The sequence below is a fragment of the Alteromonas gracilis genome, from assembly GCF_043642145.1.
GTDB classification, from domain to species: domain Bacteria; phylum Pseudomonadota; class Gammaproteobacteria; order Enterobacterales; family Alteromonadaceae; genus Alteromonas; species Alteromonas gracilis_B.
The window spans coordinates 16,696-39,065 of record NZ_JBHZRZ010000006.1; the positions used below are offsets into that span (position 1 = coordinate 16,696).

A 22,370-nucleotide genomic window follows, 5' to 3' on the forward strand; every position below is an offset into this window, starting at 1 on the left:
ATATCAATGCGTTAGTTTTATTCTACTGTAACTGACTTTTCATGAATGAGAGGCTGAACCACGTCGATACCTCTTATCAATGTCATGTTATTCTCGATTATATTATTGTGTACCGCAGCTACATGGTTAGATGAATAGTAAGGAAACGTGCTAGTTTCGTTCGTGCCGCGACATGCAGCCCATTGATCATGAGCAATACCTGTCTGGTCCGAAGCCGTTTCATTATCAAAAACTCCAGCTGAATTATTAACCTTATTTATTTTGCACCTGCGTTTAAATTTGCCATTCTTATCAATCATCGCAACACCACAAGAACATTATACCCTCTATCTTCTTTTCGACCCGAACCTTCTACAGGGGTTTTAAAAACATTACTTTAAGCTACTGGGTTCACTAATCCACACATATATTGAAGCTTTTAACACATGTATTACTTTCTGCTATAAACTCTTGGAACTCTATTTGAAATCAAACAAACGACTTCGTAAGGAATTGTTCCAATCTCTTCAGACATTTGGAGAACAGACAACTCGTCATTGATAATCTCGGCAATGTCTCCTGATTGCACATTTGCATCTACCAAAACCATACATTGATCCATACATATTCTGCCTATTACAGGGTATTTAGTTCCATCTATCATTACGGAACGGCCCTGATTTCGCCGAATAAAACCATCTGCATAACCAATAGGAAGTGTTGCAATGTACCCTGCTTTCTCCATCGTAAACGTGTGGTCATAGCCAACGCTAGTACCGGCAGATACATGTTTTACTTGGGTAACTCGTGCAAACAGCTTGATTGCTTGTTTAATTTCTCCGGCGATACTTAGTCGTTTGGGCTCAAGTAGGCCATACATAGATATTCCCAGCCTTATCGTATTACCTAAACTCAAGCTGTCTTCTAGTGACGCACTATTGCTTAAGTGCAAATAGTAATAATCAGATTTGTTGATACCTTTAGTAAGTTCATTAAAGAGTAACTGCTGTTTTTTCATGCTGTCTGGGTTTTCCCCAAAAGCATAATGAGTGTAAAGGCCTTCTTTTTTGAATAGATTGTTACTAGACAAAATGAAATCAGCTTCATTAACTTGTTCAGCTGTGTGAAGGCCTAATCTGCTCATCCCAGTATCGACTTTAAGGTGTATATTGATGGGAAGTCTTATGGCGTTATTGGCCATTTTTAGCCATCGTAAATCATGTACGGTTATGCTTAATTTGTTTTCAGATACAATGGGTAGCTCATCAACGTCAACAACCCCTAAAATGAGAATAGGATGCTCGGGAAAATTTTTTCTTAGTACCAGCGCTTCTTCTAATGTAGCGACAGCAAGCACGTTCACACCACACTTTATTGCTATTTTTGAGATTTCTATAGCACCATGGCCATAAGCATTAGCCTTTACTACAGCAATAGAGTAAACGCCCTTAATAGCACTAAGGACCGCTGAAATGTTATTTTCGATCCTCGTTAAATCTACCTCTGCCCAAGTTCGGCGCTGAGCGTTGAGCGATGTCATTTGGTGAACTTTCCAAATATTTCATTTTCCTCTTCTAACAAATTTTCCAATTCGTAGAGGGCATGAGGAATATCTAACTTCTCAAACTTTCCATTACTGATATCAATAATATTTTCAATTCCCTTTTTAACGTTAATTTCACTTCCGTTTTTTACTATTAGAGTAGTTATTGAAGACGTATTGGCGTCCTTTAAAAACTTAGAATAGACAGTACACAAATAATGGTGTTCGTATTTGGTTAAAATAGTTTTTGCCAGCGATAGCAAAGAAGCCACTTTGTGTCGTTCACATATAGCTATTAAATCATTAAATATTGGTTTCGGAGACTCAGTATCTAAAACATAATTTAAATGTGACCAGAACCTTTCTATCGGGCGCTGTAAAAACAATATGCGCTCACAACTATCTTTAGAGTCATCTTCGAATGCATTCGGGCTAAAGTGCCCTATTTGATTACCAGAAAAGCCGTAATTCTGAGCTCTTTCAGCTTCAGTTAATTCGCGCCCGTTCAATTGGTTGTAGTATAACTGCCAAAACCCTCGCTTGCTTTCTTGAGCGGCTTTTAACCAAAAAAAGTCAGAAGAGAAAGGTATATCGAAGAGTTTAACTTCGGTGTTCTTAGGTACTATCTCAGAAAAGCTACTACTCTTTCCAAGGGCCATTTCTTTAAAACTGCCCTTAAATCTCTTTACAGCATGAGCTTTGAAGCTTTTTAAAAATGCCAAGTCACTAATAGACGTATTTCGGGAAACCTCGGCTTCAATTGCTTTAAACCTTAAATAATCGCTCCTAGTATTAGGCGTGTTCTGTGATAGGAATTCATTAAGGTAACTTAGGTTTCTTTTATCTTTCTTAATGAATGATGAAATTAAGCGAGAAAAAACTTCTAAAGAAATATGCTGAAGCCTAACTTTACCTATTTTTTTTAATGCACATTGATTTAAAAGCTTTTCTGCATTGTTCACCGAATAATTTTTACAAAATGCGCTTAGCTGGCTTAGATAACTCGCTTTTGCACTATCAAACTTTTCAGCATCCATTAAACTGTAGCTTTCTGCGCCCTGTCCTTGCATTTGCAAAAATGTATCTAGGCTTCTTTGAAGGCTGCCTAAGTCGAATTGATTAAACCAACGCTTAAGCTGCAGCCCCTCATGCGAATAGCTGCTGTTAATACGCTTCTCTTTTTTAATTTCAATATGCCGTAGATCAACCTCTTCAAAAGAAGATAAAAAATCGGTAATGATGTTTCCGCCAGAGAATACGGGATCGCCATAACCTCGAAGAATCATCCTAGAATTGTTTCCACAACGTTCAGATATTTTTTGCAATTTAACCAGAGTCTGTGATCTAGGATGATCTGGAATTGATAGTTCAGCAGTTCTGCCGTGTCGCTTCACACCCTGATTATAAGATGACTCGAATTGCTCTAAACCAAAACGAATGTAAGCAATAAACTTCGCATCAGGGATAGCATCTATGAGGAGTTCAGCTTGTTTGAAAAAAAACTCTGAGGAAAAAACTATTATTTTTGCGCCAATTCCTTTTGCATGCTTTATTTCTTTTAATAGTTTGGTTTGTTTAAACTCTAAATTCCCACTAGAGTCTTTAGAGAACAATGACCTCAAATTCCCTGAGCTTATACCGTTCTCATCGACAGTATGAGATGGGTAATAAACAGAGTTTTCTAGCAACGTTTGTTGATGACGCGCGCACCAGTTCTGAATAGCGGAAGTACCACTCTTGGGAGGACCTATATGAATGTAAATTTGCATAAAAATTTTAGAGTAATTCTACTACCCTTACTTTAATTTCTTAAAAAAAGAAGAAAACTTCGTTAAAAGCGCTTGTTCACTAAAGGAGTCGGTTGCAAACCTCTTTGCCTTGTAGCCTATTGAATTCCTGAGAGAGGAATCATCCTTGAGTGCCATCAATACATCAACAACTCCCTGTACATTTCCACATGGCACTAAGAAACCCGTTTCGCCATTTTGAATAAGCTCAGATACTGCGCCCTTGTCATAGGCAATAGCAACTTTTCCGAGTAATTGCGCTTCAGCCACTGACCGACCAAATGTTTCAGAAAAGGACGAAAGACTTAAAACAACATTGAGAGTTGAAATTGCATCACTGGGAGTATCTACGTATCCACAAAATTCTACATTACCAGTTGCCTGAGCCATTGCATTTTCTAGGTACGCTGTCTTAGGCCCATAAATCTTAAAAGATAGGCCCTGAACCCCAGAACAAATTTTAGCAACTTTTATAAAATCGCCAACTCCTTTTTTCTCGATATTGCTGCTGATCAGTCCGACGGAAACATTATCAGTTTCTTGAGAAATCATAACGTCGGTATTTTCACACTCAATTAAGTTGTAGATTGCTGAAATATGCTTATTAAAAGACTTAGGCAATAAATTCTTAGTCTGTTGAAGGCAATAGGTCGAATTACAGAGAATGTTACAACCATATTCTACTAGTCTACTGATAGCTTGATCGGGCGAACAAAGCATAGTCTCACAGAGAGCTCTATCTGTTGGTAAATCTTCTCTAATGTGAACTACAGCCTTAATATTAAGCGCTTTGGCCGCTACTAGAGGCTCGTCTAGAACCAATGTGTTGGTGTGAAGTATATCGATACTGTTCTCGGTTAAAACGCCCTTGATTATATCAACAGTTTCTAAATTAGGTTGTTTGCCGTTAAACCACCATGTGTAGGGCGCAACTATCACCTTCAAAGAGTACTGCAAAAGTTGCTCAATATAATCACTATTTAACGCCTCTGGCAGCAAAACAAACACATTGAAATTCGAATTACACAGTAATTTAGCTAAATCCAAGAGGCTACGTTCAGCTCCAAAAAGCACCTGCTTCGCTTGGTGTCCAACTAGCAAAACATTCAAATTTTCACTTTGCGCTCTCTTACTTTCAAATTTGCCTAAATAATAAGAGTTGGCGTCGTGAAATCTAGAGTATCTAATTACTGCTTCTTGAGCTTCACATTGTTCTTTCTGAACATAAGAAGAGAGCGAAAAACGAGGCCCAGGATCTCTTAGTTCTAAAATACCACGTGATTGAAAGTGTTCGAAAGGGTGTACTCCCCCTTCTTGAATATCTTGGTAACGTTGAACATACCACGCTGCGTCCCACAAGCCTGATTGCTTTACCTGCTCAGCCCAATCCTCTGGATTAATTTGCCCCTCTTGCAGTAGTGCATTCGGTGCTCTGAAAGGGCGAATAGCCAAATTAGTACTTAAGTAAAGGCTATCTTTACTCTGGTTGTGCCATTTTAAGGCGGCGTCCATATACCATTTTCTAGGGCCTTCAAATTGGGTAGTTAACCCTATGGTTTTAGAGTTAGTTAAAGACTCATCTCTTACAAGTTGCATTGATAAAGGGGCATCAGGTAAAACATGTTTTATTGAATGTCGCCCAAAAGCCGTCTCAAGCCGATAGTAATACTCTGTATCAGCATTTGCTTTAACTTCATCCCAATAGCCCAAACTGGATAAAACGCTTTTGCGGATCATTAATGAGCTAACATTTCTTTGTATCCAAACTTGCTCAATGTTCACACATTTAAATTGAAATTCAGAAGTGACTCTGACACAAGAGCTGACAGTTGCTTGAATAGATTCGTCAATAAAAGCAGAATACTGAAACTCCAGCTTTTGGCAATGTGCCCAGTCATCAGCATCATTTACCGTTAAAAAGTCTCCTTTAGCCAATTGCATTCCTACATTCCGGCTATGGTAAGCACCTTTGTTCTGCTTATTTTCTACATATTTTAGTTTGAAGGTTTCATTATCAGGGTTGGTTAACAACCACTGTTTGTAAACAGAATAGGTATCGTCAGTACTTGCGTCGTTTACAACTATCACTTCAATATTGCGATAGGTTTGGTGTCGCAAAGAATCCAGCGTCGAAGTCAAATGCTCAGCCGCGTTGTAAGCGGGAACAATCACTGAAATCAGAGGAGACAGTGGCTTCTTCGAATCTTCAACTAATAGTGAGAAATTTTTTTTACAAGCTTCCAGTCTATTTTTTTCGACTAATACGACGGGAAAACAATTGTTAGCTAAAAGAATTTTATTGAGATAATTTACCCATTGAGCATTCGGGCTACACATCTTTTGTAACAGGTTTGATTTTAATAAATGATATTCGTTACAGTTCGGGTAATTCTCTTCAAGTACCTTTAAGCTTTTTTCTGTAAAGGAAAACTGTTTAGCATTGGTGGCTACATCAATTACCAGTGTAATATATGATTTATTCGGCTTAACCTTAAAGGTGCTTATAACAAAGAATAATTCTTCAACATAATGGAGTGCTTCCGCAACATACCCGTTATAAGCGTACCATCTTGATAAGTACCATAACGCCCTAGCTTTATCTTCCTCATTATTGGAAGAAACCAATAAACGCTTTAACTTTGTTAGCATGAGCTCTGGCCTACCAAGCCAAAGCAGGGCATCGTATTTATCTAGACGACTGTCGTTTGCAAGTCTTCCTTCGCTTCTTCCAAAAAACACAAAGTGGAAGAATGGTAATAATTGGTTGCCAGCAACGTCCTTGTACTGTTCTACATACCATTGTGAATCGAAATTTGGAATGTACTGGGGATCCAGAGGACTCCCATAAGTAAGTGAGTAAGCTACTTTGTATTTAGCCAATAAACGAGCTTTCGTTCCCCGAGGACACTCAAACAGAGGATCATTCACTATTCGATTAGTTTTCGAAGCAACAAATGGAACTATGCCACGTAGCAACTCTCGAGCAAACGTTAAAAAAAGCAAAATTTTGCCCTTGAAAATCATTCCGCTATTACTCTGCAACAACACTCACATAATTCCCTAAAGGGTCTAACTCTCCATCCTCGACACCTTTGTTGGTGTACATTATGCGATTTGCAGTAATCAAAGGAGCTTTTTCAAGTTTTTGTTTAAAAAGCTCTGTTGAAGGCGTGACTACTAACGAACAAGTCACTTCCATGCCATAAACTACTGGGTATACATTTGCCAAATCAAGAAGCTCAAAAAACATAGGAAGAGGCTCTTCTTTATCTTTACCATATTCTGGCCAATGAAGTAGCGCCACTTTAAAATTGGCTTTCCTTGTATCTGCCTCTAAATTTTTCTTTAGGGCATCAAATGTGGCTTCCTGACTAAAGTCGGCGAGATAAAGCACATCGCACGAAAGGAGGTTATCGCCACGCTTCAACATTGGATTTGGAACTGGAAAGGCTCGTTTTTTGTTCACTATCGACAGTTCATCTGACGTCTTATGCCACCATTGCGCTGCATTGCGGTACAGATTTCTCAGCCCCAAATGAATAGTGCTTACGTGAGTAGCCTTAGCCCTTGTTAGTGAAGCATCGTCATCTAAAGCGAATGAAAAAGGGATATTTGGCTTGTATTTAACTACCGCTCCCTTGCCGTAATGAGCTTGAACTCGCCAAATGAACTCTGTGTCACCACCAATAATTACGCTGTCCCAAGACCCTAACTCAGACAGCACTTCCTTTCGAAACAGAAAGGATGAATGGTTCCACTGCAGTAACTTTTCATTCAAATTCCAGTTGTGCGTAAACGTTAAGTCATCTAGTGCTCTAGTCCAATAAGTACATACTCCCATAACAGATTCTTTTCTAAGCAATAAATCCATCTGAGTTTCTATTTTTTGGGGGTGCGACCAATCATCCGAGTCGTGGGTAGTTATATAGTCACCAACCGCTTCTTTGAGGCCTCGGTTTCTCGCTAAGTAGGCTCCACCATTTTTTTCTTGCTTAAAAACCTTTACTCTAGAATCTATTTTCGCAACGTTTGACGCTACTTGGACAGTATTGTCAGTGCTACAATCGTCAACCACGATTATCTCGAGGTTGCTCCAAGATTGATTTAGCAAACTAAAAAGCGCTGCGCTAATTTTATCTTCTGCGTTAAAGGTTGGCATAATAACGCTAACCTTCTGCGAATGATGCCTACTTTGACTCGTGGCTTCTATATTACTTAAGCTTAAAGGTTTCTCAGCATCAATCTTCTCAATCAGAGCCAAGTCTCGTTGAGCAAATATTGTATTTACAACCTTTAACTTTTCTTCTTCGTTTTCATAGGTATTGGCCAAAACAAGCAACATATCTGTATCATTCTTGTTAGCTAATAAATATTGCTCGGCCAGCTCTCTTGCCTTAAGAGGCTCTCCCATCGCAAGGTATGCAGATGTAAACATCATTACTGTGTTTTTTTCATTGATGTAGTTCTTGTCAAGAGAGATAACGAGCTCGGCTAGTTCCAAAAGAACGTCATATGCTTGAATATAAAAATACCATCGAGCAGCATGCCAAGCGGCAAAAAAACGTAACTCAATGTGTTGAGACTCAGAAGCGTAGATTTCCTTCAGCTCTTGCAAAGCAATCTCTGAGTAGCCCCCCCACAGATGTTTTATTGTAGAGTTTCTCAGCTTTTCACGCTCATCTCTGGTTCTTTCTGTATATTTTCTTCCAGAAATACGCCGCCCTTCTTTTTGACCATACTTTAGATAATGAACTAGTGGATTAATACCTTCTTGCGCTACATCTTCGTAGTGCTCAGCGTACCATTCCGTGTCGAACCATTTAGAACACTTACGTCTCTCATCGCCACCAATAAGAAGAAAATGAAGAATAGGATTTTTAGACCAGTATTTATCACGCGCTACATCTTTGTGTTTCCACAAATAATACTTGCTACTGAACAAATCTGAATTCTGCAATAAAGCTATGTCAGCTTTATACTTTCTCTTCATTAAGTATGGATGGTTCTCAACCACCCTTTTTAGAGTTTTCAGTCCCATTTAACATCCATTGAGGGCAATAATTATAAACAGCCGGAGTATATCATTTTAATGAGTAATACTCGAAATGAAGATTGGTCATTGGTTTTTACAAATGACGATGAGTTGAAATCTCTATCATGCTATATTTGCTTTAATTATTTTAGGTCTACGCCTATAGCCTGTAGACCCGTTATCAAATTGGATATTATCGACGCAGATTTTGTGCGTAGCGTAAGGATTTTTAATGAACGCAGAAGCAATACCTCTACTTTATAAATTTGGATATCTAGCCAAAGCTGGAGAGCGTCTTAAATTGACGAGTAGCTTAAAAAGCAAACTTCCCTTTTGGCGCGAGCACTTCTTCAACGGACTCTCGTTGTTTGCACATCCAGATTTACCCATAGCGTTCTCTACTCAGAATAATAATAACGTAGTAATACTGGGCCATGCTTTTAACCCTTTCTCGAAAGTCCTTGATTCACAGCTGGTATGTGACAAATTGGCTAGCTTCAAAGAAGAGTCTTCAGCGTTTTTTGAAGAAATGGACGAATTAAGTGGTAGGTTCATAGTATTTGCAAAATTCGACGAGGTATGGCGCGCTTATCCTGATGGGTTTAGCTCTAAAATGCGCTACTTCACAAAAGAGTTGAACCCTACTTTGTCTTCTCATGTCAATTTACTTGCGGAAGCTACGGGCAGCAGTATAGATTTTGACATGTACGCCTTTATTACAAGCGAAGCTTACAAGAAAAAAGACGTAAAAAACCTACCTGGTTTGAAAACAGAATACGAGAACGTTTTCGTCGCCCCTGCCAACCACAGTTTAAGATTGGACAATGCATCATTATCTCGATTTTGGCCACGAGGCAATATTTGCCACAAAGATACCGAGTTAGCGAGTAACGTTTTAATAAGTTATTTAGATGGCTATTCTGACTACATTGCTCAAAACTTTGACGAAGAAATATTTGGCCTTACTGGAGGTATGGACAGTAGAACCATGCTAGCTCCACTGATTGCCAAAGGGGTGAAATTAAACACTTTTACACAGCTTCGTGGAAGTCAAAGCAATTTAGCAGACCTAAAAGCGGCGAAATCATTAGCAGAAAAGTTTAATTTCTCGCACCAAGTTATCGATGTTTCATCGCAAGATGCAAGGGTGAACGGCTATTTTTCTGAGAGCAGAAAAGCACTGCGAACGAATGGCGGCCCTCACCGATTAAATACAATTTTTTCAACAGATGCACTTTACAATGCATTCAAAGATTTAACGTCGAAGACTAATTATTCAAGAGGTTTCGGTGGCGAAATTTTAAGAGGGTTCCACCAACGAAATGGCAAAAAACTCAAAGTTGCAGAGGCTGAACATTTTTCCAGAATAATGGCTATTCACGCACAAACAGCCCTTTCTATTGATTCATTTTCAGAGCACATTGAAATGCTTGATTACAACAACTGTTATGACGCAGATTTGTATGATTTGTTTTATATGGAGCATAGAATGAGTAAATGGGGTGCAAATTCAATGAACGAAACTGATGTTGCTGTTCACACAATGGTTGGCTTTAATTCTAGAAAGTTATATGCATCCAGCATGGGCTTACCGCTTAAGATAAGAGAAAAAAGAAATGCCTTCCGTGATAGCGTCAACTACTTCTGTAAAGAGCTTTTTGAAGTGCCCGTTGTTTAAACACCAAACTCTCATAGTAAGAATTAGGCTTACTTCGATGTGAGCCTAATTAAACTAGTGTGAAAAGATTCGGGCATCATGATTACCATTTTCATCTTGCTATAAATGATATCGACCACAACAATAGCAATGTCACCACAGAAAAAAATAGCATCTGCCATAAGCTTCTACAAAGTGATATTGAGTTAGTCCTATCAAGTTACCTCCCGCAAGAAGCGCTATGAATCGCTAAACGAGCCTCAAAAAATCACTGGACGTGTGGCTCAACAGTAAAAGGACTCATCAGAGAAAAATGTACTGCGGTAGACATTACCGAAAACAATAATCGATGGGAAACAAACTTGGGCCGAGAAGAACCTAGCTCAAATCTAATCTGACAGCGCCACCTGGAGCAACGGGTAACTGTCAGATTAAGTCTGAGATAGTAAAGCCTAATTAATGAACCACTTCTTTTTAAGCACAAAAAAGCACGTTTTTACTAAATAATACTTAAGCTAGTCAACTCGTCAAAATAAACCAACGAAGTATTATAGTCCTGATTATGAGGAAGAAATCCGCGAACATCATTTGAACCAATCTCACTATTTTCTTTAACAGAAATTAGTACGTTTTGGGTTAATACCTCTACCAACTGGTCTGGAACATGTTTTAACAGCATTTCATTTAGGAACAGCGTGTTTCTTGAATTTACTTTCATGCCAAAAACACAGACGCTTATATTCTTTTCCATCAACAGACTATAAAACTTGCTGGAAAGTGGCTTAACACTCTTTCCAAATTGAGGGATGTGATATAAGACAATACTCATCCCATTCTTTGAATGCTCAAGAAGTAAGTCAAATTGCGCTTGAGAGAACCTGCCCAGGCTAAAATCTGAAACAGCTAAGAAGTCGGCAGCAACTTCATTGTCGCCCCTTTTCAACATCGTTTGAGGGGCAGGAAAAGGCCTATCGACGTAATTCGAAATATTAAGGGAATTTTTATTTTTCTTATGCCACCACTGGCATCCTTCTCTATATATGTGACGCATTCCATTATGCATAGTTTTAATATGAGTCGCTTTATTTCGAGTCAGCGAGCCTTCATCGTCTAAGGCAATGGCCATAGGAACTTCGCTATGGATTCGTTTGAACGCCCATTTCCCATATCTGGCTTGAACACGCCAGATAAATTCTGTATCTCCTCCCGCTATTACATTATCCCAATAACCAATGTCTGATAAAACCTCTTTCCTGAATAGAAAAGAGGAATGAGACCAATGAATCAATCTTTCATTCAATCGCCAATTATGCTGAAATTGAAGGTTGGAAGAAGCGCGAACCCAGAAAGTTGAAACACCTTTTACCTTCGGCATCGAGTCTAAGTACGCAACCTGACTGGCAATCTTTTGAGGATGCGACCAGTCATCACTGTCGTGCGTTGTAATAAAATCGCCTTTTGCGACTTTAAGGCCAGCATTTCTAGCGACATAAGCTCCGGCATTCTGCTTTTGTTCGACAAGCTTTACTCTAGAATCCAACTGCATTAACTGTTTCACGCTTTTAACGGTATTATCTGTACTGCAGTCATCAACAACAATAACCTCGATGTTGCTCCAAGACTGCTTAAGCAATGACTCTACAGCGACCTTTATTCGAAGTTCAGCATTGAACGTTGGAATGATTACACTGACACGTCTTGGATCACTTATTGTAGTAGCATCTCCATGTAAACTTCGAAAATCAATACTCTGCCCATCGCCTTTTAAGTCGATTCCCCTAAATCCATTTTTCTCAAACGCTTTATTTATCCAACTTAATTTTTCGCTTCGTTCGTGGTACAGATTAGACATCGAAAGAAGCGCATCAGCATCATCTGGCATGATATTCAAATATTCACGCAATACCTCTTCAGCCTGCTGGTTTAGGTTCAATTGCATGAGACAGAAGCTATGCATCAATACGACTGTCTTATCTAGAAGATACTCTTCCCCGAGGCTTCGGATGAAATGAGACAGCTCAAGGGCTTTCTTGTAATTTTCAGAGAAATAATACCAACGAGCTGCATGCCATGCAGTAAAAAACCTCAACCTTGTTGCCTCTCTACTGTCAGAGTAACAATTTTCGAGAACTTTTAGTGCTGGCTTCGAATAGCCTCCCCACAAGTTTTCTACAACACTAGTTTTGATACTTCTAATTCGTTTTTTTAACCAGGCATCGTGCTGCCTTTTATTGGGTTTTCTACCTTCAGACTTTCCAAATAAAATGTAATGAACAAAGGGGTTAATTTGCGTGACTTTAACATCAGTATAATTTTCTAGATACCAAGTGGTATCAAACCAGCTTGAAGGGTTATGCCCAAGCTCTGCTCCTTTTGTCAGATAGAATTTTATTGGATTTTTTGAGTCTGCTTCTGGGTATTTCTTTAAATAATATTTCCGATCAAACTTATTGCTATCATCAATAATTTTCTCATGAAGCTCAATAAGTCTGCCGCTACCGCGCTTTTGTTTCAAAGAAGACACAAGTTTCTTTAGCATCATAATACCGTACCAATGAATTTCGTCATATAGTACCAAGTAAGCTTGTCGCTAACTACTGTTTTGCTGAGTGGGGAGAGATACTCAATAAATTATGAAGAACTTATTTTTCTATGCATAGTAACACTTACTGCTTCGATATTTGGTTTTTCAAACAAGTCTGATGCTCATGTTTTCGTGAGCCCATCCATTTTGAATACAATAGAAGAGCTCTAGCGTCACTATACTTTAGATAAATCGACATCAGAGTTTACTAATAAAGCGTTAAATCAACTATCTAACTCTGAACATGTCGATTTTCAACGTAAGTTTTACGCCGTTAGGATTGTGGAAATTGCTGCAAGAGCAAGCACAAAACATGAAGAACAATTTAAAGGAGATGCAGCAGCAAGAGCTCATGCACTTTTGTGGCACATTACATAGAACCCAGCTCACAAAAAGAAAAGTGCAGAAATTATAAAGCTTGGGCCTCTACATTTAAGGGTTTCAAAGTTGCTAAAGGATACCAGCCAAAAATATTCCTCGAAAGCGCGTGGATACTGCCTATATGGATACCGTCTTTGGATATGATTAAGAATGATCTTACCGATTGGACATCGGATGACGAGCGGGAGTTTAGAATTTTTATAAAGAAGCTTCATCCGTATGCCAGAAAAGCACACAGAGACAATAATTGGGGTACATCGGCAATGTTGGCCGATATGTGTAGCGCAGTATATTTTAAAGATGAAATACTTTTCACAGAACAGCTTAAAAAGTTCACCTATTACTTAAAAATTTTATTAAATAAAGATGGCTCTTTAAATGCTGACTACTTATCTGACCCATGGCACCCACGATTATTGGATTAATACAAAAAGCAGAGATAGCTGCAAATCAAGGGGATAACCTCTTTGGTACGGTTATTGGTGACGAGAAAACACCAAGGCTGAAAGCGATTTTAAATCATTTTGAAGGCCTGTTTTTAGGCGAAGTAAAAGCTCCCAAGGGACTTAAAAGAGGGAGTTACAAAGGTGCGCACAATAATTAACAAAGTTATCAAATCGCGCTTTCATATTATAACCAGTCTGTTGGCAGTAGAGCGTTGACTGAATCTTTCCGAAAGAATTGGAACCCTAGCGAAACTTCTCAGCTTTTCATGATGTGGGATAGAGTCACTCACTCGCTGGAGATCATAAGAAGTTCAGATACTCTGCGGAAAAACTAAAAACACAATCAGTCAACTCAGATGATGACGATTCTAGAAGTAATGCATGACTATCAATTGAGGGCAGTCGATAATGACTTGGCACACTATGAATTTAGTATGCCTAACGTTGGAAAAGCACTGATGATAGTGATAAATTGCAGAGAAGATTTACTCTCTGACCTAGAATAAGGTTAAATTTTCTGCGTCGGAAGTCTCTAACAGTATTTTTAAAAGTAGGATAGTATGTCTATAAACTCCCTTCAGGAGAAAGGTCTTCTTGAAATAAAGAACACTGAACGCTCTACAGTTTCACCGGATGTAACCCTTGCGTTTGCATTTGACAGCGGTTACGCAGAGTGTTTCAAAGTTATGCTTGCGAGTATGGCTGAAAATGGCGTGTTGTGCCGAAATCCGATTGTTGTATATACCGATGATGAACAGTTACAGGATGACCCGGTAGTAGCTGCGGCAGCCGACAGGATTAGCATACTGTCTGGGGAACGAAAGAAGCGTCTTTATACGTTAGCTAGAGACAATGTAAAACGCCCTGAAAGAGCTAACTGGAATAGAGGAACTTTTCTGAAATGGTGCATTTTTGAAGAGCAAGAAACAAGTAAATTGCTTTTCTTAGATGTCGATATGCTAACCCTAAACTCGCTGGATGGTCTTTTAAGCGCGTTTCCAGATAAACCATTAGTTACATGCCCACAGTTTCAGCAATCTATTCGCACAGAAAATACTGATGAACAACTGCTTAATATGCTAAAAGGCGAGTTCGACAATAAGCACAAGAGCCGAATAAACTCAGGTGTAATGCTTGTAAATAACGAATTATTAAGCGATAGCTTTTTTGATGAAATAACAAAGTTCGCTTCCGAGAGAGTATCAATTCACGAACAAGGACTTCTTAGCGAATACTTTGCTAGTAACAAAAATATGCTCGGTATGGCTTCATCTCGCTATAACTATCAAGACAGCTACCTTCGTTTTGCAAGCGACTCAGTTTATAAAGACATCTTGTTAGATATCTCAATTATTCACTACGCTGGTGGAGTAAAACCTTGGCTAGATACCTCAAAATCAGTTGAAGATCTTGCTAGTATTAAAATTTGGCATCATTACAAAAGCCTTGCCACAAAAATTTTATAACTGAAGGGATTTGCTGTGAAGTTGAGTATCGAAGATGCCAAAAAACTTGTAAAACTGGGAGGCGAATTTTGTGAAGACTCTTATATTGAGTTTAGCGAAGCCGCCATATCAGCGATTAACAATAATTCATTAATAGTTAAGCTAAAGGTACACGGTAAAGGTAGACCACGAAAACGGTTTAGTGCCTATATAGGCGCTACATCTGGCGAAATAAACATATCTACTGGTGGCAACGACCAGTCTGTTAGGTTTGGCGAGGGCGCTAAGGGTTACTACGTCCTTAGAATGACCGGCGAAAGCAAAATAAACATCGGTGAGAACACTACTTCTAATGGCACCACCATTTATACACACGATACGGGCTTTCGCTGTGGAAAAGACTGTATGTTTTCTAGTGAAGTTTTAATACAAACATCTGACCAACATGCCATTGTTGACTTAAACACGGGTGATATTATCAATCTAAACTATAGTGAAGTAGCTCTAGGTGACCATGTATGGTTGGGAAGACGTAGTACAGTTGTAGCGGGCTCTAGCATTGCTAGTGGCTCTATAGTTGGAACAGCTTCTGTTGTTTCTGGTTTAATTCCAGAAAGTGTTATTATTGTTGGTTCTCCAGCACGAATTGTCAGAACCAACGTTACTTGGAGTCGAGATAAGCATCAACTTGATGATTACAGTTCAAATTGCCTAGCTCGCTAGCACAACTTAGATGAATTAGTCTCGACTTAATCTGACACTTCTTCTTGAATAGATGAGAGTTACCCGTTTTGACTAGACGTATAACTCTCATGCAGCATTAAATATCCAATTACAAAAAAAGCAGATTTGCTTAATGGCCGTATGACTAAAAAATGCCCTTATAGCCGTGTTCCGCTGTAAACCTCCCCTAATTAGTTACACCCATAATTAGAGGTCTCGGCCAGTTCATGCTTGGTTAAATATTCCCATGGTGTCAGATCATTCAGCGCATCATGGGGACGCTCTTCGTTGTATTCAGTCACCCAGCTCTCCGCCAGTTCACGCACTTCATTGAGTGTTTTGAAGACGTACATATTGAGTATTTCGTCGCGGTAAGTCCGGTTAAAACGCTCGATATAGGAGTTCTGCGTTGGCTTGCCCGGTTTGATAAATTCCAGAGTAATGCCACGTTCTTCTGCCCAGCTGGCCAGTGTGATTGAGATGAACTCTGGCCCATTATCCATGCGTAGCTTGGCAGGATAACCCCGCCACGCAACGACGCGTTCCAGCACACGTACAACCCGCTGCGACGGCAGGTTTAAATCAATCTCAATAGCCAACGCTTCACGGTTGAAGTCATCCACCACATTGAATGTTCTAAAGCGCCTGCCGCATTGCAGGCTGTCACACATAAAGTCCATCGACCAGCAATGGTTAGCCTGAACGGGTACGGCCAGTGGCTCAGGGTTTCGGGTAGGCAAACGTTTCTTGCCACGCCGTCGCTTGTTGAGCTTCAACTCACAGTAAATACGATACACTCGCTTGTGGTTCCAGCCGTGTCCCCAGCGTTTCAGAATTTTAAATAGCTTGCTGAAGCCGTAAGCGGGATAGCGCTCAACGGCTTCCTGCAGCTTGGCGATGACCTTGTCATCACGCGCTTTATCCGGTTGATATCGATAGACCGAGTCACTGATGCCAACTACGCGACACGCCATCCGCAAATTGGCACCATGCTGCTCTCGCGCATAATTCACTAGTTCACGCCTGATCGCTGGCTTTACAGCTTTTTTTCAACGATGTCTTTCAATATCCGATGCTCCAGGCTGAGATCGGCAAACATAGACTTCAGCCGCCTGTTTTCATCCTCAAGCTCTTTAAGGCGCTTGATGTCCGACGCCTCCATACCACCATATTTGGCTTTCCAGTTGTAGTAGGTGGCATCAGAAATGCCGTATTCACGGCAGACTTCTTTAACCAGTCGGCCAGCTTCCACTTCCTTCAGGATCTTTACGATCTGCGTTTCTGTGTATCGAGATTTTTTCATCAGGAGTTCTCCTTCTTGGCTCAGTGTACGCCGAAGAACTCTAAAAAGGTATGCCACTAGTTTTGGGGAGGTTTACACGCTTATTTAGCTTATTTTGTGAAATTACTTTTACCTATCATAGCATTTACCCTTTAAAGTAATAACTTTCCCAGCCATCAAAAGGAAAATTAAACTTTAAGAATTAAAAAACCACCTGTGTTCTCGCAATAAGGGGCTTTGTTTCCCCTTCTCGTTTTATAAAACCTCTTACAGCGATTTCCGCGCTGTTATCATAGGGAGAAATATCAAACTTTGTTAGGTTATCTGCCTTGTACAAATGTTTATCAACCACCTCTCCATTAACAACTAGATAAAAAGCGTAAACAAAAACACCGTCCAAATGGTCTTGATTGACATGTGTAGAAGCAATTAACGAACCTCGGTTTACTTCGCAAGTCACAGTAATTAACTCTGGTTTTAAATTAAGTCGATTAGCTTGCTGGCATTTCTCATCTTTAGGTTGGTGCTCTGTCGCTTTTACAGTTTCACTTATGGTGGAAAACTGAGTATTCGCAACCTGCTCGACAAAACTAACTAAGTGCCTAAACTTTTCTATCAAATGTTCATCGGGCTCATACTGAACATTTTTGCCCAACAAACTTGATTGTCCCCCTTTGCCAAAACTCCAACTATGAAGCAGCATTGTTAAACAGGGCAGCTTGAACTTAATGCTAAGATAAATTAAATGGCAGATCTGCTCAAACGAAGTGCTATTAAAGTTTAACCCTCTAACTTTATCTCCAATTCGATAACTAGTAAGTGGCACTTCGGTTAGAGAGGCACTTTTAAAAACGCCGTTACCAACAATTGATGACCGCGTCTCAAAGTAATTTTCTTCCACATTATCCATTAGTGAACTATCAATGCTAAAGCCCGCATTTCTAATGCAAGTTTCCATATTTGGGTAAACGTCTAGCCTACCGGAGCGGAAAGAAGTTATTGCTTTTGAATTAGGTATTGCTGACTCAATGCGCTGTTTACCCCAGCGCAGTACCTCTGTAAGTTTCTTTTCGTCTCTATACCACTCGTGCTGCAAATTGAGATGCTTCTTGATGCCTTCATCGATAGAAAAAGCATGACAATGTAAACCAACTTCAGTGTGCTCACGATTGAAGAAAGATATAACGCGCGAAAACTCATCACTACTATTTAAAAGTGACGAGTAACTCTCAATAAAATACGTACAAGGAATTTCCTTCGACAACAGCTCGGACTCGAGCACAGAACCATCACCAAAATCAGCGAAAATGAGCTTATTTACTTCATTCTCACACGCCGTTTGACTAGCGTAATAATCACTTATGGAAAATGCTTCAACGTCGACAGACAAGTTAAAATGAAGCTTGTGATTGCTATTCAAGGCCTCAATTTCAGATTTATATTTTGCTTTTATTTCCTCAAATTTCTCTGTAATAGGTTGCTTTGTAGAAGCGGTGATTTCTTCATCTAGCGCAAAACTATCACTAAGCACATTGCATGAAGCCAGCAGATTATGATGATTTCTAAACCATTTTGTGTAGAGATAGACTGATTCAAGAGTTTGATTGTGACGTCTTAAGAATGGCTGTTCGCGCTTCCTATTGACAGTTTTTGCTGGATCTAGAGTAAACCAATCTACAATTCCACCTGCATTGCTAAAATCTTTTGCCAACCCGCCTATTTCATCAAGCATGAACTTAAGATTTGCTTCAGAATGTTTAATTATTGGCTTTTCTGTCCACCCTATTTGTTCTGGTTCGGGACTATTCGTTGAAGGAAGTACGGCAACCTCGGCATTGATTTTCTTCAAAACATCTGGGTAAAAGCTAGGGCTTAGACGAATTGCAGGATCAATCTCTGTGGCCAATTGAAGTAGCCTTTTATCCATAAAAGGTAGCTCTACCTCTATATGCTTCCTTTGCGCGGCAATTGAATAGCCTACCGCTCGAGCACCGCGATTGTTTATAAGAAAGTTTAAAGCCCGTGTTTCCCTAGGGTACTTAGCTAACTCATCTGCAAGCGCTTTTCTAGCCAGCTTTTCTAACGTGTTATAAACAGGTTTTGAAAGCACGGTTGACGGAATCTGCACTCTGAAACGACGGAAGAATTCGTCAGAGTCTGGAAGCAGCTGGTCGTCATCGATACCTTGCTTCATTCCTCGAAAAATCAAATCGCCTGCATATCCATCAAAATTTACATGCTTTCTGGTAAGCGGAGTTTTTGTGAGAAAGTCATGCATCCAAATATGCATATTAGTAGAAAAAGCACTTTCTGTTAGCGCTTGCTCACTGAGTGATTGATAATAATTATCAGATAACTCGATTATGGTATGAGGTACGCTTAGACAGTTGGTTACTTGTGCAGAAAAAACTTGTTCTTTGTTATTTCCGCCATCATAAGTCGTCGTGTAAGCCTCAACATTTCGTTCGGGCGCTACCTTTCGGATGCCAGCCAGTATTGCTCTTGAGTCCCACCCCCCACTTAGGAACACTACGGGGTTAAAACTAGCTCGATGCTGCAGTTGTGTTTCAAGAACGTGAAGAAACACATCCGCTGCCTGTTGAGTAGCATACTCATAATTAGAAATTGTTTGGGCTATAGGTTCTAAATGGACTCTCTCTACAGGTAGATTTAGATCTGCTGGCTCAGTGGTATCGACATCTTTTAAATAACGAGCATTTCCCAGCGGGTAACCAAAAAAGAAATAGCTAGCCCACGCTTCCCAATTAATTTGTTTACTCATGGCATCATACTGCTAACTAAAATCAAGTTTTGAAATAATTGAATCATTTGGCTCTGATATTGTGACGTTCGGTTTATTGCCCACGACATTATTTTCGTCACTATATGAAAGAACGCCTACCCCCTTTTCAAGCGAGAAAAATTCCAGCGACATTTTGGTCAACTCTGACCATGCCTCGCAAATTTGCGTCTCCTCTTCGCGAATAGTGTCGTCCATCCATACCTGAGAGGAAGAATGTAACTTATCAATCACAGCTGGTACTGCTGGAAACCGACTAAATTTGCACGTTTTTCCTGGCGGACCATCAACCCAGACAAAATCGACAGCGTCTAAATTATCCAAAACTTTAGCATCATACCAATAGGGAGTTTCCTCCTCAGGAGTAAGGTGACTACCCAACCAAGGCACCAGGGGCGCAATTGTCAAATTGACAAAGCTCTCCAACCCTTCTTCTTTTAAATTACACTGAGTTTTACCGCCGAACTCATCGCTATCGTCAAACGAATAAAGTTTTCCGCTTCCATTTTGCTTTAAGGCGTCAGCAATTACAATTGTCGATGCACCACTACCAAATTCAACAACGCAGCTGGGCTTTGATTCGGTAATGAAAGAGTGTAACTTTAAAAGCACATCAGGCGACGTTGCCCAACCTCTAAGTGGAGGGAGTTGGTTTTTAAGTGACAACTTCTTTTCTAGCCAAAACAAGCTTTCCAATTGTGAATAAACTTGGTTCACCAGATTACGGTGTGTACGCTCTTGCTTTTCGATACGTTTGAATAAAGCTTGCTGCAAAGACGTTATTAGACTTTCAACGCTTTTACTTGATTCACTCATAAAATCAGCTCTCCCCGGCAATTGAAACGTCTGCCAACTTATAGAAATACATCAGTCACTAATCGCTTTTTCTATTAATGACTGAAGCACTATCTTCCCATACTTTTCGTTCATGTGAATTAAGTCTCTTCTTCCTTTAAGCTCAAAATATCGTTCACTTTCCGGAGTACCATATGCATTACTAAATAATTTATCAGTGCATATCTCTCCAACGACTGTTTCGTCTGGTTGATGAAGTACTTCAGTACCAAGTTCACAAAAGTATTGCGATGCATTTACAAAAGTTTCGCTTATGAATGATTGTTCTTCGTTATCAATACAAACCTGATGGACATCATCTGCATATTCACCATTGAGAAGATATTCAGACGAACGTGGAGTAGGCACAAGAAATACTTTCTTAAACCCAGCGTTGACTAGTGCTTGGTTTACCTTGAAGGCAAGAGAGTTCTTAGTTAACTCTTCAACCGTTGCATTAAAACAGTCTTCGGATATTAAAAATTTTGTCTCAGATTGTGAAGTTAACCTGTGTGTTCTATAAACATCCAAAAATTGTCTCAACTCAAAACCTAGGCCACAAATTAAAATCGCGTCATAATTTTCTATCGCAACTGTACTAGCTAACCCTGGAAGAATCTTGACCTGGTCGATTTGTGTCTCTCCATTTAGCCCTTTGACAACTAAACTATTTTCTCCCGTTGATCTCCAAATAAAGAAGTCAATAGAAACGTTCGTTTTGGTCTGACTTAATTGATCCCATGCCATTTTAAGCATTGCTGTGTGAGAATTACCTATTAACGCAATTTTTATCATTTGTTGAATGCCTCAAGTAACACGTCTTCACAAAACTCTTCATCAGAATTTTGAGACGGTTCTGAATAGTCAGAAGGCACGGACGTATCTTCGCCTGTATCTTCAATGAAAGCGTCTCCCGATTCGTTTACACTAAAAAATGTGTTCATCGCAATTCCGACCCCTTCAGGTGAGACTGAACGTAAATTCTTTTCGTATAATTTACCGGCCGCCAAAGTCGAAGTTAAAATGTCAAATGAAGGAAAATAGTCTATATCGTCATTTTCAGTGGCTAACTGACCAGCAACTCCCCGAAGCACCGATTTAGAATATGTCGTAGCAGTTAATACATGTTGGCCGGAAGCTGTTGCAGTTAAAGGAACAGGAGAAACACTCAAAATGAACCTAAGCTTCGGATTTACGCGCTTGATATGAGCCTTTAGTTTCATGAAATCATCGTAAATTTCTAAGAAGGTAAAATTTTTGAATTCATATTGAGAATCATCAAACTCTCCAGCGATAGTCCCCGGTGCAGTTGGATAAATGTCACCAGAATCTTTGTGCATCCAAGCTTCGGTGAGGCCCAAAGTGAAAATGAAAACATCGGCTGTTTTGAACATTGTTTTGACACAGGACAAATGTCTTTCTCTGTGCGCTATAACGTCTTCTGAGCGAGCATGCCCTTCTGGCTCTACTGAAGGTCGCATTGCATCAAAATAGCGACCATTTCTTTCCCAAACTACCGACGAAGGTTTCCAAAGCCCAAAAGCTTCTTCAAACAATTGGAGCAACTGCCTCATCACATAGACGTTGCCTGTCCTAGCTGAAAACAGTTCGTAGCCAAACTTATTTGCAGCTAACCCATGTAAACCTTTGGGAGGCGGCTCAGAATCAAATACCGTATATCCTCGCTTTCTCATATTTCTAGCTATATGCTGAGCAAAGCAACTGCCTAAGGTTATTACTTTCTCGGTCTTGTTAACTGGTTTTTTGGGTCGATAAACATTCGCTAAGCTTTCAATACTTTTTGCAGCGACACCTGTGCGCCAGAATGCATCTCTCGATAAACCTTGATATGGTGACTTCATATCTTCTCCAATATA

General features: G+C 39.7%; 17 protein-coding genes. 6 read left to right on the forward strand and 11 right to left on the reverse strand.

From position 1 onward, the window contains the following. Positions 1–17: 17 nt before the first annotated feature. From ACHUFN_RS12845 to ACHUFN_RS12865, 5 genes are all read right to left on the reverse strand, one after another. Positions 18–299 carry a hypothetical protein gene (locus ACHUFN_RS12845; protein ID WP_394222812.1) on the reverse strand — a complete coding sequence of 94 codons (282 nt, stop codon included), beginning with the start codon at positions 297–299 and terminating at the stop codon, positions 18–20. A 131-nt stretch (positions 300–430) separates the two neighbouring features. Continuing rightward, on the reverse strand, positions 431–1,519 hold the full coding sequence (gene alr / locus ACHUFN_RS12850; RefSeq protein WP_394222813.1) for an alanine racemase: 1,089 nt from the start codon (positions 1,517–1,519) through the stop codon (positions 431–433). Beyond that, positions 1,516–3,135: a hypothetical protein gene (locus ACHUFN_RS12855; protein ID WP_394222814.1), complete on the reverse strand. Its 1,620-nt coding sequence runs from the start codon at positions 3,133–3,135 to the stop codon at positions 1,516–1,518. The genes alr and ACHUFN_RS12855 overlap by 4 nt, the downstream gene beginning before the upstream one ends. 183 nt (positions 3,136–3,318) lie before the next feature. Continuing rightward, positions 3,319–6,357: a glycosyltransferase gene (locus ACHUFN_RS12860; RefSeq protein WP_394222815.1), complete on the reverse strand. Its 3,039-nt coding sequence runs from the start codon at positions 6,355–6,357 to the stop codon at positions 3,319–3,321. Continuing rightward, positions 6,341–8,347 (reverse strand): glycosyltransferase family 2 protein, encoded by a 2,007-nt coding sequence (locus ACHUFN_RS12865; RefSeq protein ID WP_394222816.1) that lies wholly within the window; start codon positions 8,345–8,347, stop codon positions 6,341–6,343. Before ACHUFN_RS12865 ends, ACHUFN_RS12860 begins: the two co-directional genes overlap by 17 nt. Positions 8,348–8,573: 226 nt before the next feature. On the opposite strand from ACHUFN_RS12865, the gene ACHUFN_RS12870 reads away from it, so the two are divergent. Beyond that, on the forward strand, positions 8,574–10,019 hold the full coding sequence (locus ACHUFN_RS12870) for an adenine nucleotide alpha hydrolase family protein (protein WP_394222817.1): 1,446 nt from the start codon (positions 8,574–8,576) through the stop codon (positions 10,017–10,019). A 478-nt stretch (positions 10,020–10,497) separates the two neighbouring features. Here ACHUFN_RS12870 and ACHUFN_RS12875 read toward each other — a convergent pair whose 3' ends face one another. Beyond that, positions 10,498–12,522, reverse strand: coding sequence for a glycosyltransferase (locus ACHUFN_RS12875; RefSeq protein WP_394222818.1), 2,025 nt, complete (start codon positions 12,520–12,522; stop codon positions 10,498–10,500). 422 nt (positions 12,523–12,944) lie between these two features. On the opposite strand from ACHUFN_RS12875, the gene ACHUFN_RS12880 reads away from it, so the two are divergent. The 5 genes from ACHUFN_RS12880 to ACHUFN_RS12900 all read left to right on the forward strand — a co-directional run bounded on the left by ACHUFN_RS12880 (position 12,945) and on the right by ACHUFN_RS12900 (position 15,577). Continuing rightward, the gene (locus ACHUFN_RS12880; RefSeq protein ID WP_394222819.1) at positions 12,945–13,388 is read left to right on the forward strand and encodes an alginate lyase family protein; all 444 of its coding nucleotides are present in this window, start codon (positions 12,945–12,947) and stop codon (positions 13,386–13,388) included. Next, complete coding sequence (locus ACHUFN_RS12885; RefSeq protein WP_394222820.1) at positions 13,364–13,567, forward strand: hypothetical protein; 204 nt, start codon at positions 13,364–13,366, stop codon at positions 13,565–13,567. Before ACHUFN_RS12880 ends, ACHUFN_RS12885 begins: the two co-directional genes overlap by 25 nt. 198 nt (positions 13,568–13,765) lie before the next feature. After that, on the forward strand, positions 13,766–13,915 hold the full coding sequence (locus ACHUFN_RS12890) for a hypothetical protein (protein WP_394222821.1): 150 nt from the start codon (positions 13,766–13,768) through the stop codon (positions 13,913–13,915). Positions 13,916–13,969: 54 nt separating this feature from the next. Further along, positions 13,970–14,875, forward strand: a complete 906-nt coding sequence (locus ACHUFN_RS12895; protein ID WP_394222822.1) for a glycosyltransferase family 8 protein — start codon at positions 13,970–13,972, stop codon at positions 14,873–14,875. Between the two features lie 15 nt (positions 14,876–14,890). Next, positions 14,891–15,577 carry an acyltransferase gene (locus ACHUFN_RS12900; RefSeq protein ID WP_394222823.1) on the forward strand — a complete coding sequence of 229 codons (687 nt, stop codon included), beginning with the start codon at positions 14,891–14,893 and terminating at the stop codon, positions 15,575–15,577. Between the two features lie 191 nt (positions 15,578–15,768). Here ACHUFN_RS12900 and ACHUFN_RS12905 read toward each other — a convergent pair. The 5 genes from ACHUFN_RS12905 to ACHUFN_RS12925 all read right to left on the reverse strand — a co-directional run bounded on the left by ACHUFN_RS12905 (position 15,769) and on the right by ACHUFN_RS12925 (position 22,355). Continuing rightward, positions 15,769–16,880, reverse strand: a protein-coding gene (locus tag ACHUFN_RS12905; protein WP_394222824.1) for an IS3 family transposase whose coding sequence is annotated in 2 segments (ribosomal slippage) — positions 15,769–16,619 and positions 16,619–16,880 — 1,113 coding nt in all. Because the reading frame shifts where the segments join, the coding sequence is not laid out codon by codon here. Positions 16,881–17,061: 181 nt separating this feature from the next. Beyond that, entirely contained in the window at positions 17,062–19,641 is a 2,580-nt protein-coding gene (locus tag ACHUFN_RS12910; protein WP_394222825.1) for an asparagine synthase-related protein, read from the reverse strand. A 12-nt stretch (positions 19,642–19,653) separates the two neighbouring features. Beyond that, on the reverse strand, positions 19,654–20,475 hold the full coding sequence (locus ACHUFN_RS12915; RefSeq protein ID WP_394222826.1) for a class I SAM-dependent methyltransferase: 822 nt from the start codon (positions 20,473–20,475) through the stop codon (positions 19,654–19,656). 51 nt (positions 20,476–20,526) lie between these two features. Further along, entirely contained in the window at positions 20,527–21,288 is a 762-nt protein-coding gene (locus ACHUFN_RS12920) for a hypothetical protein (RefSeq protein ID WP_394222828.1), read from the reverse strand. Next, positions 21,285–22,355, reverse strand: coding sequence for a GSCFA domain-containing protein (locus ACHUFN_RS12925; protein ID WP_394222829.1), 1,071 nt, complete (start codon positions 22,353–22,355; stop codon positions 21,285–21,287). Before ACHUFN_RS12925 ends, ACHUFN_RS12920 begins: the two co-directional genes overlap by 4 nt. Positions 22,356–22,370: the final 15 nt, after the last annotated feature.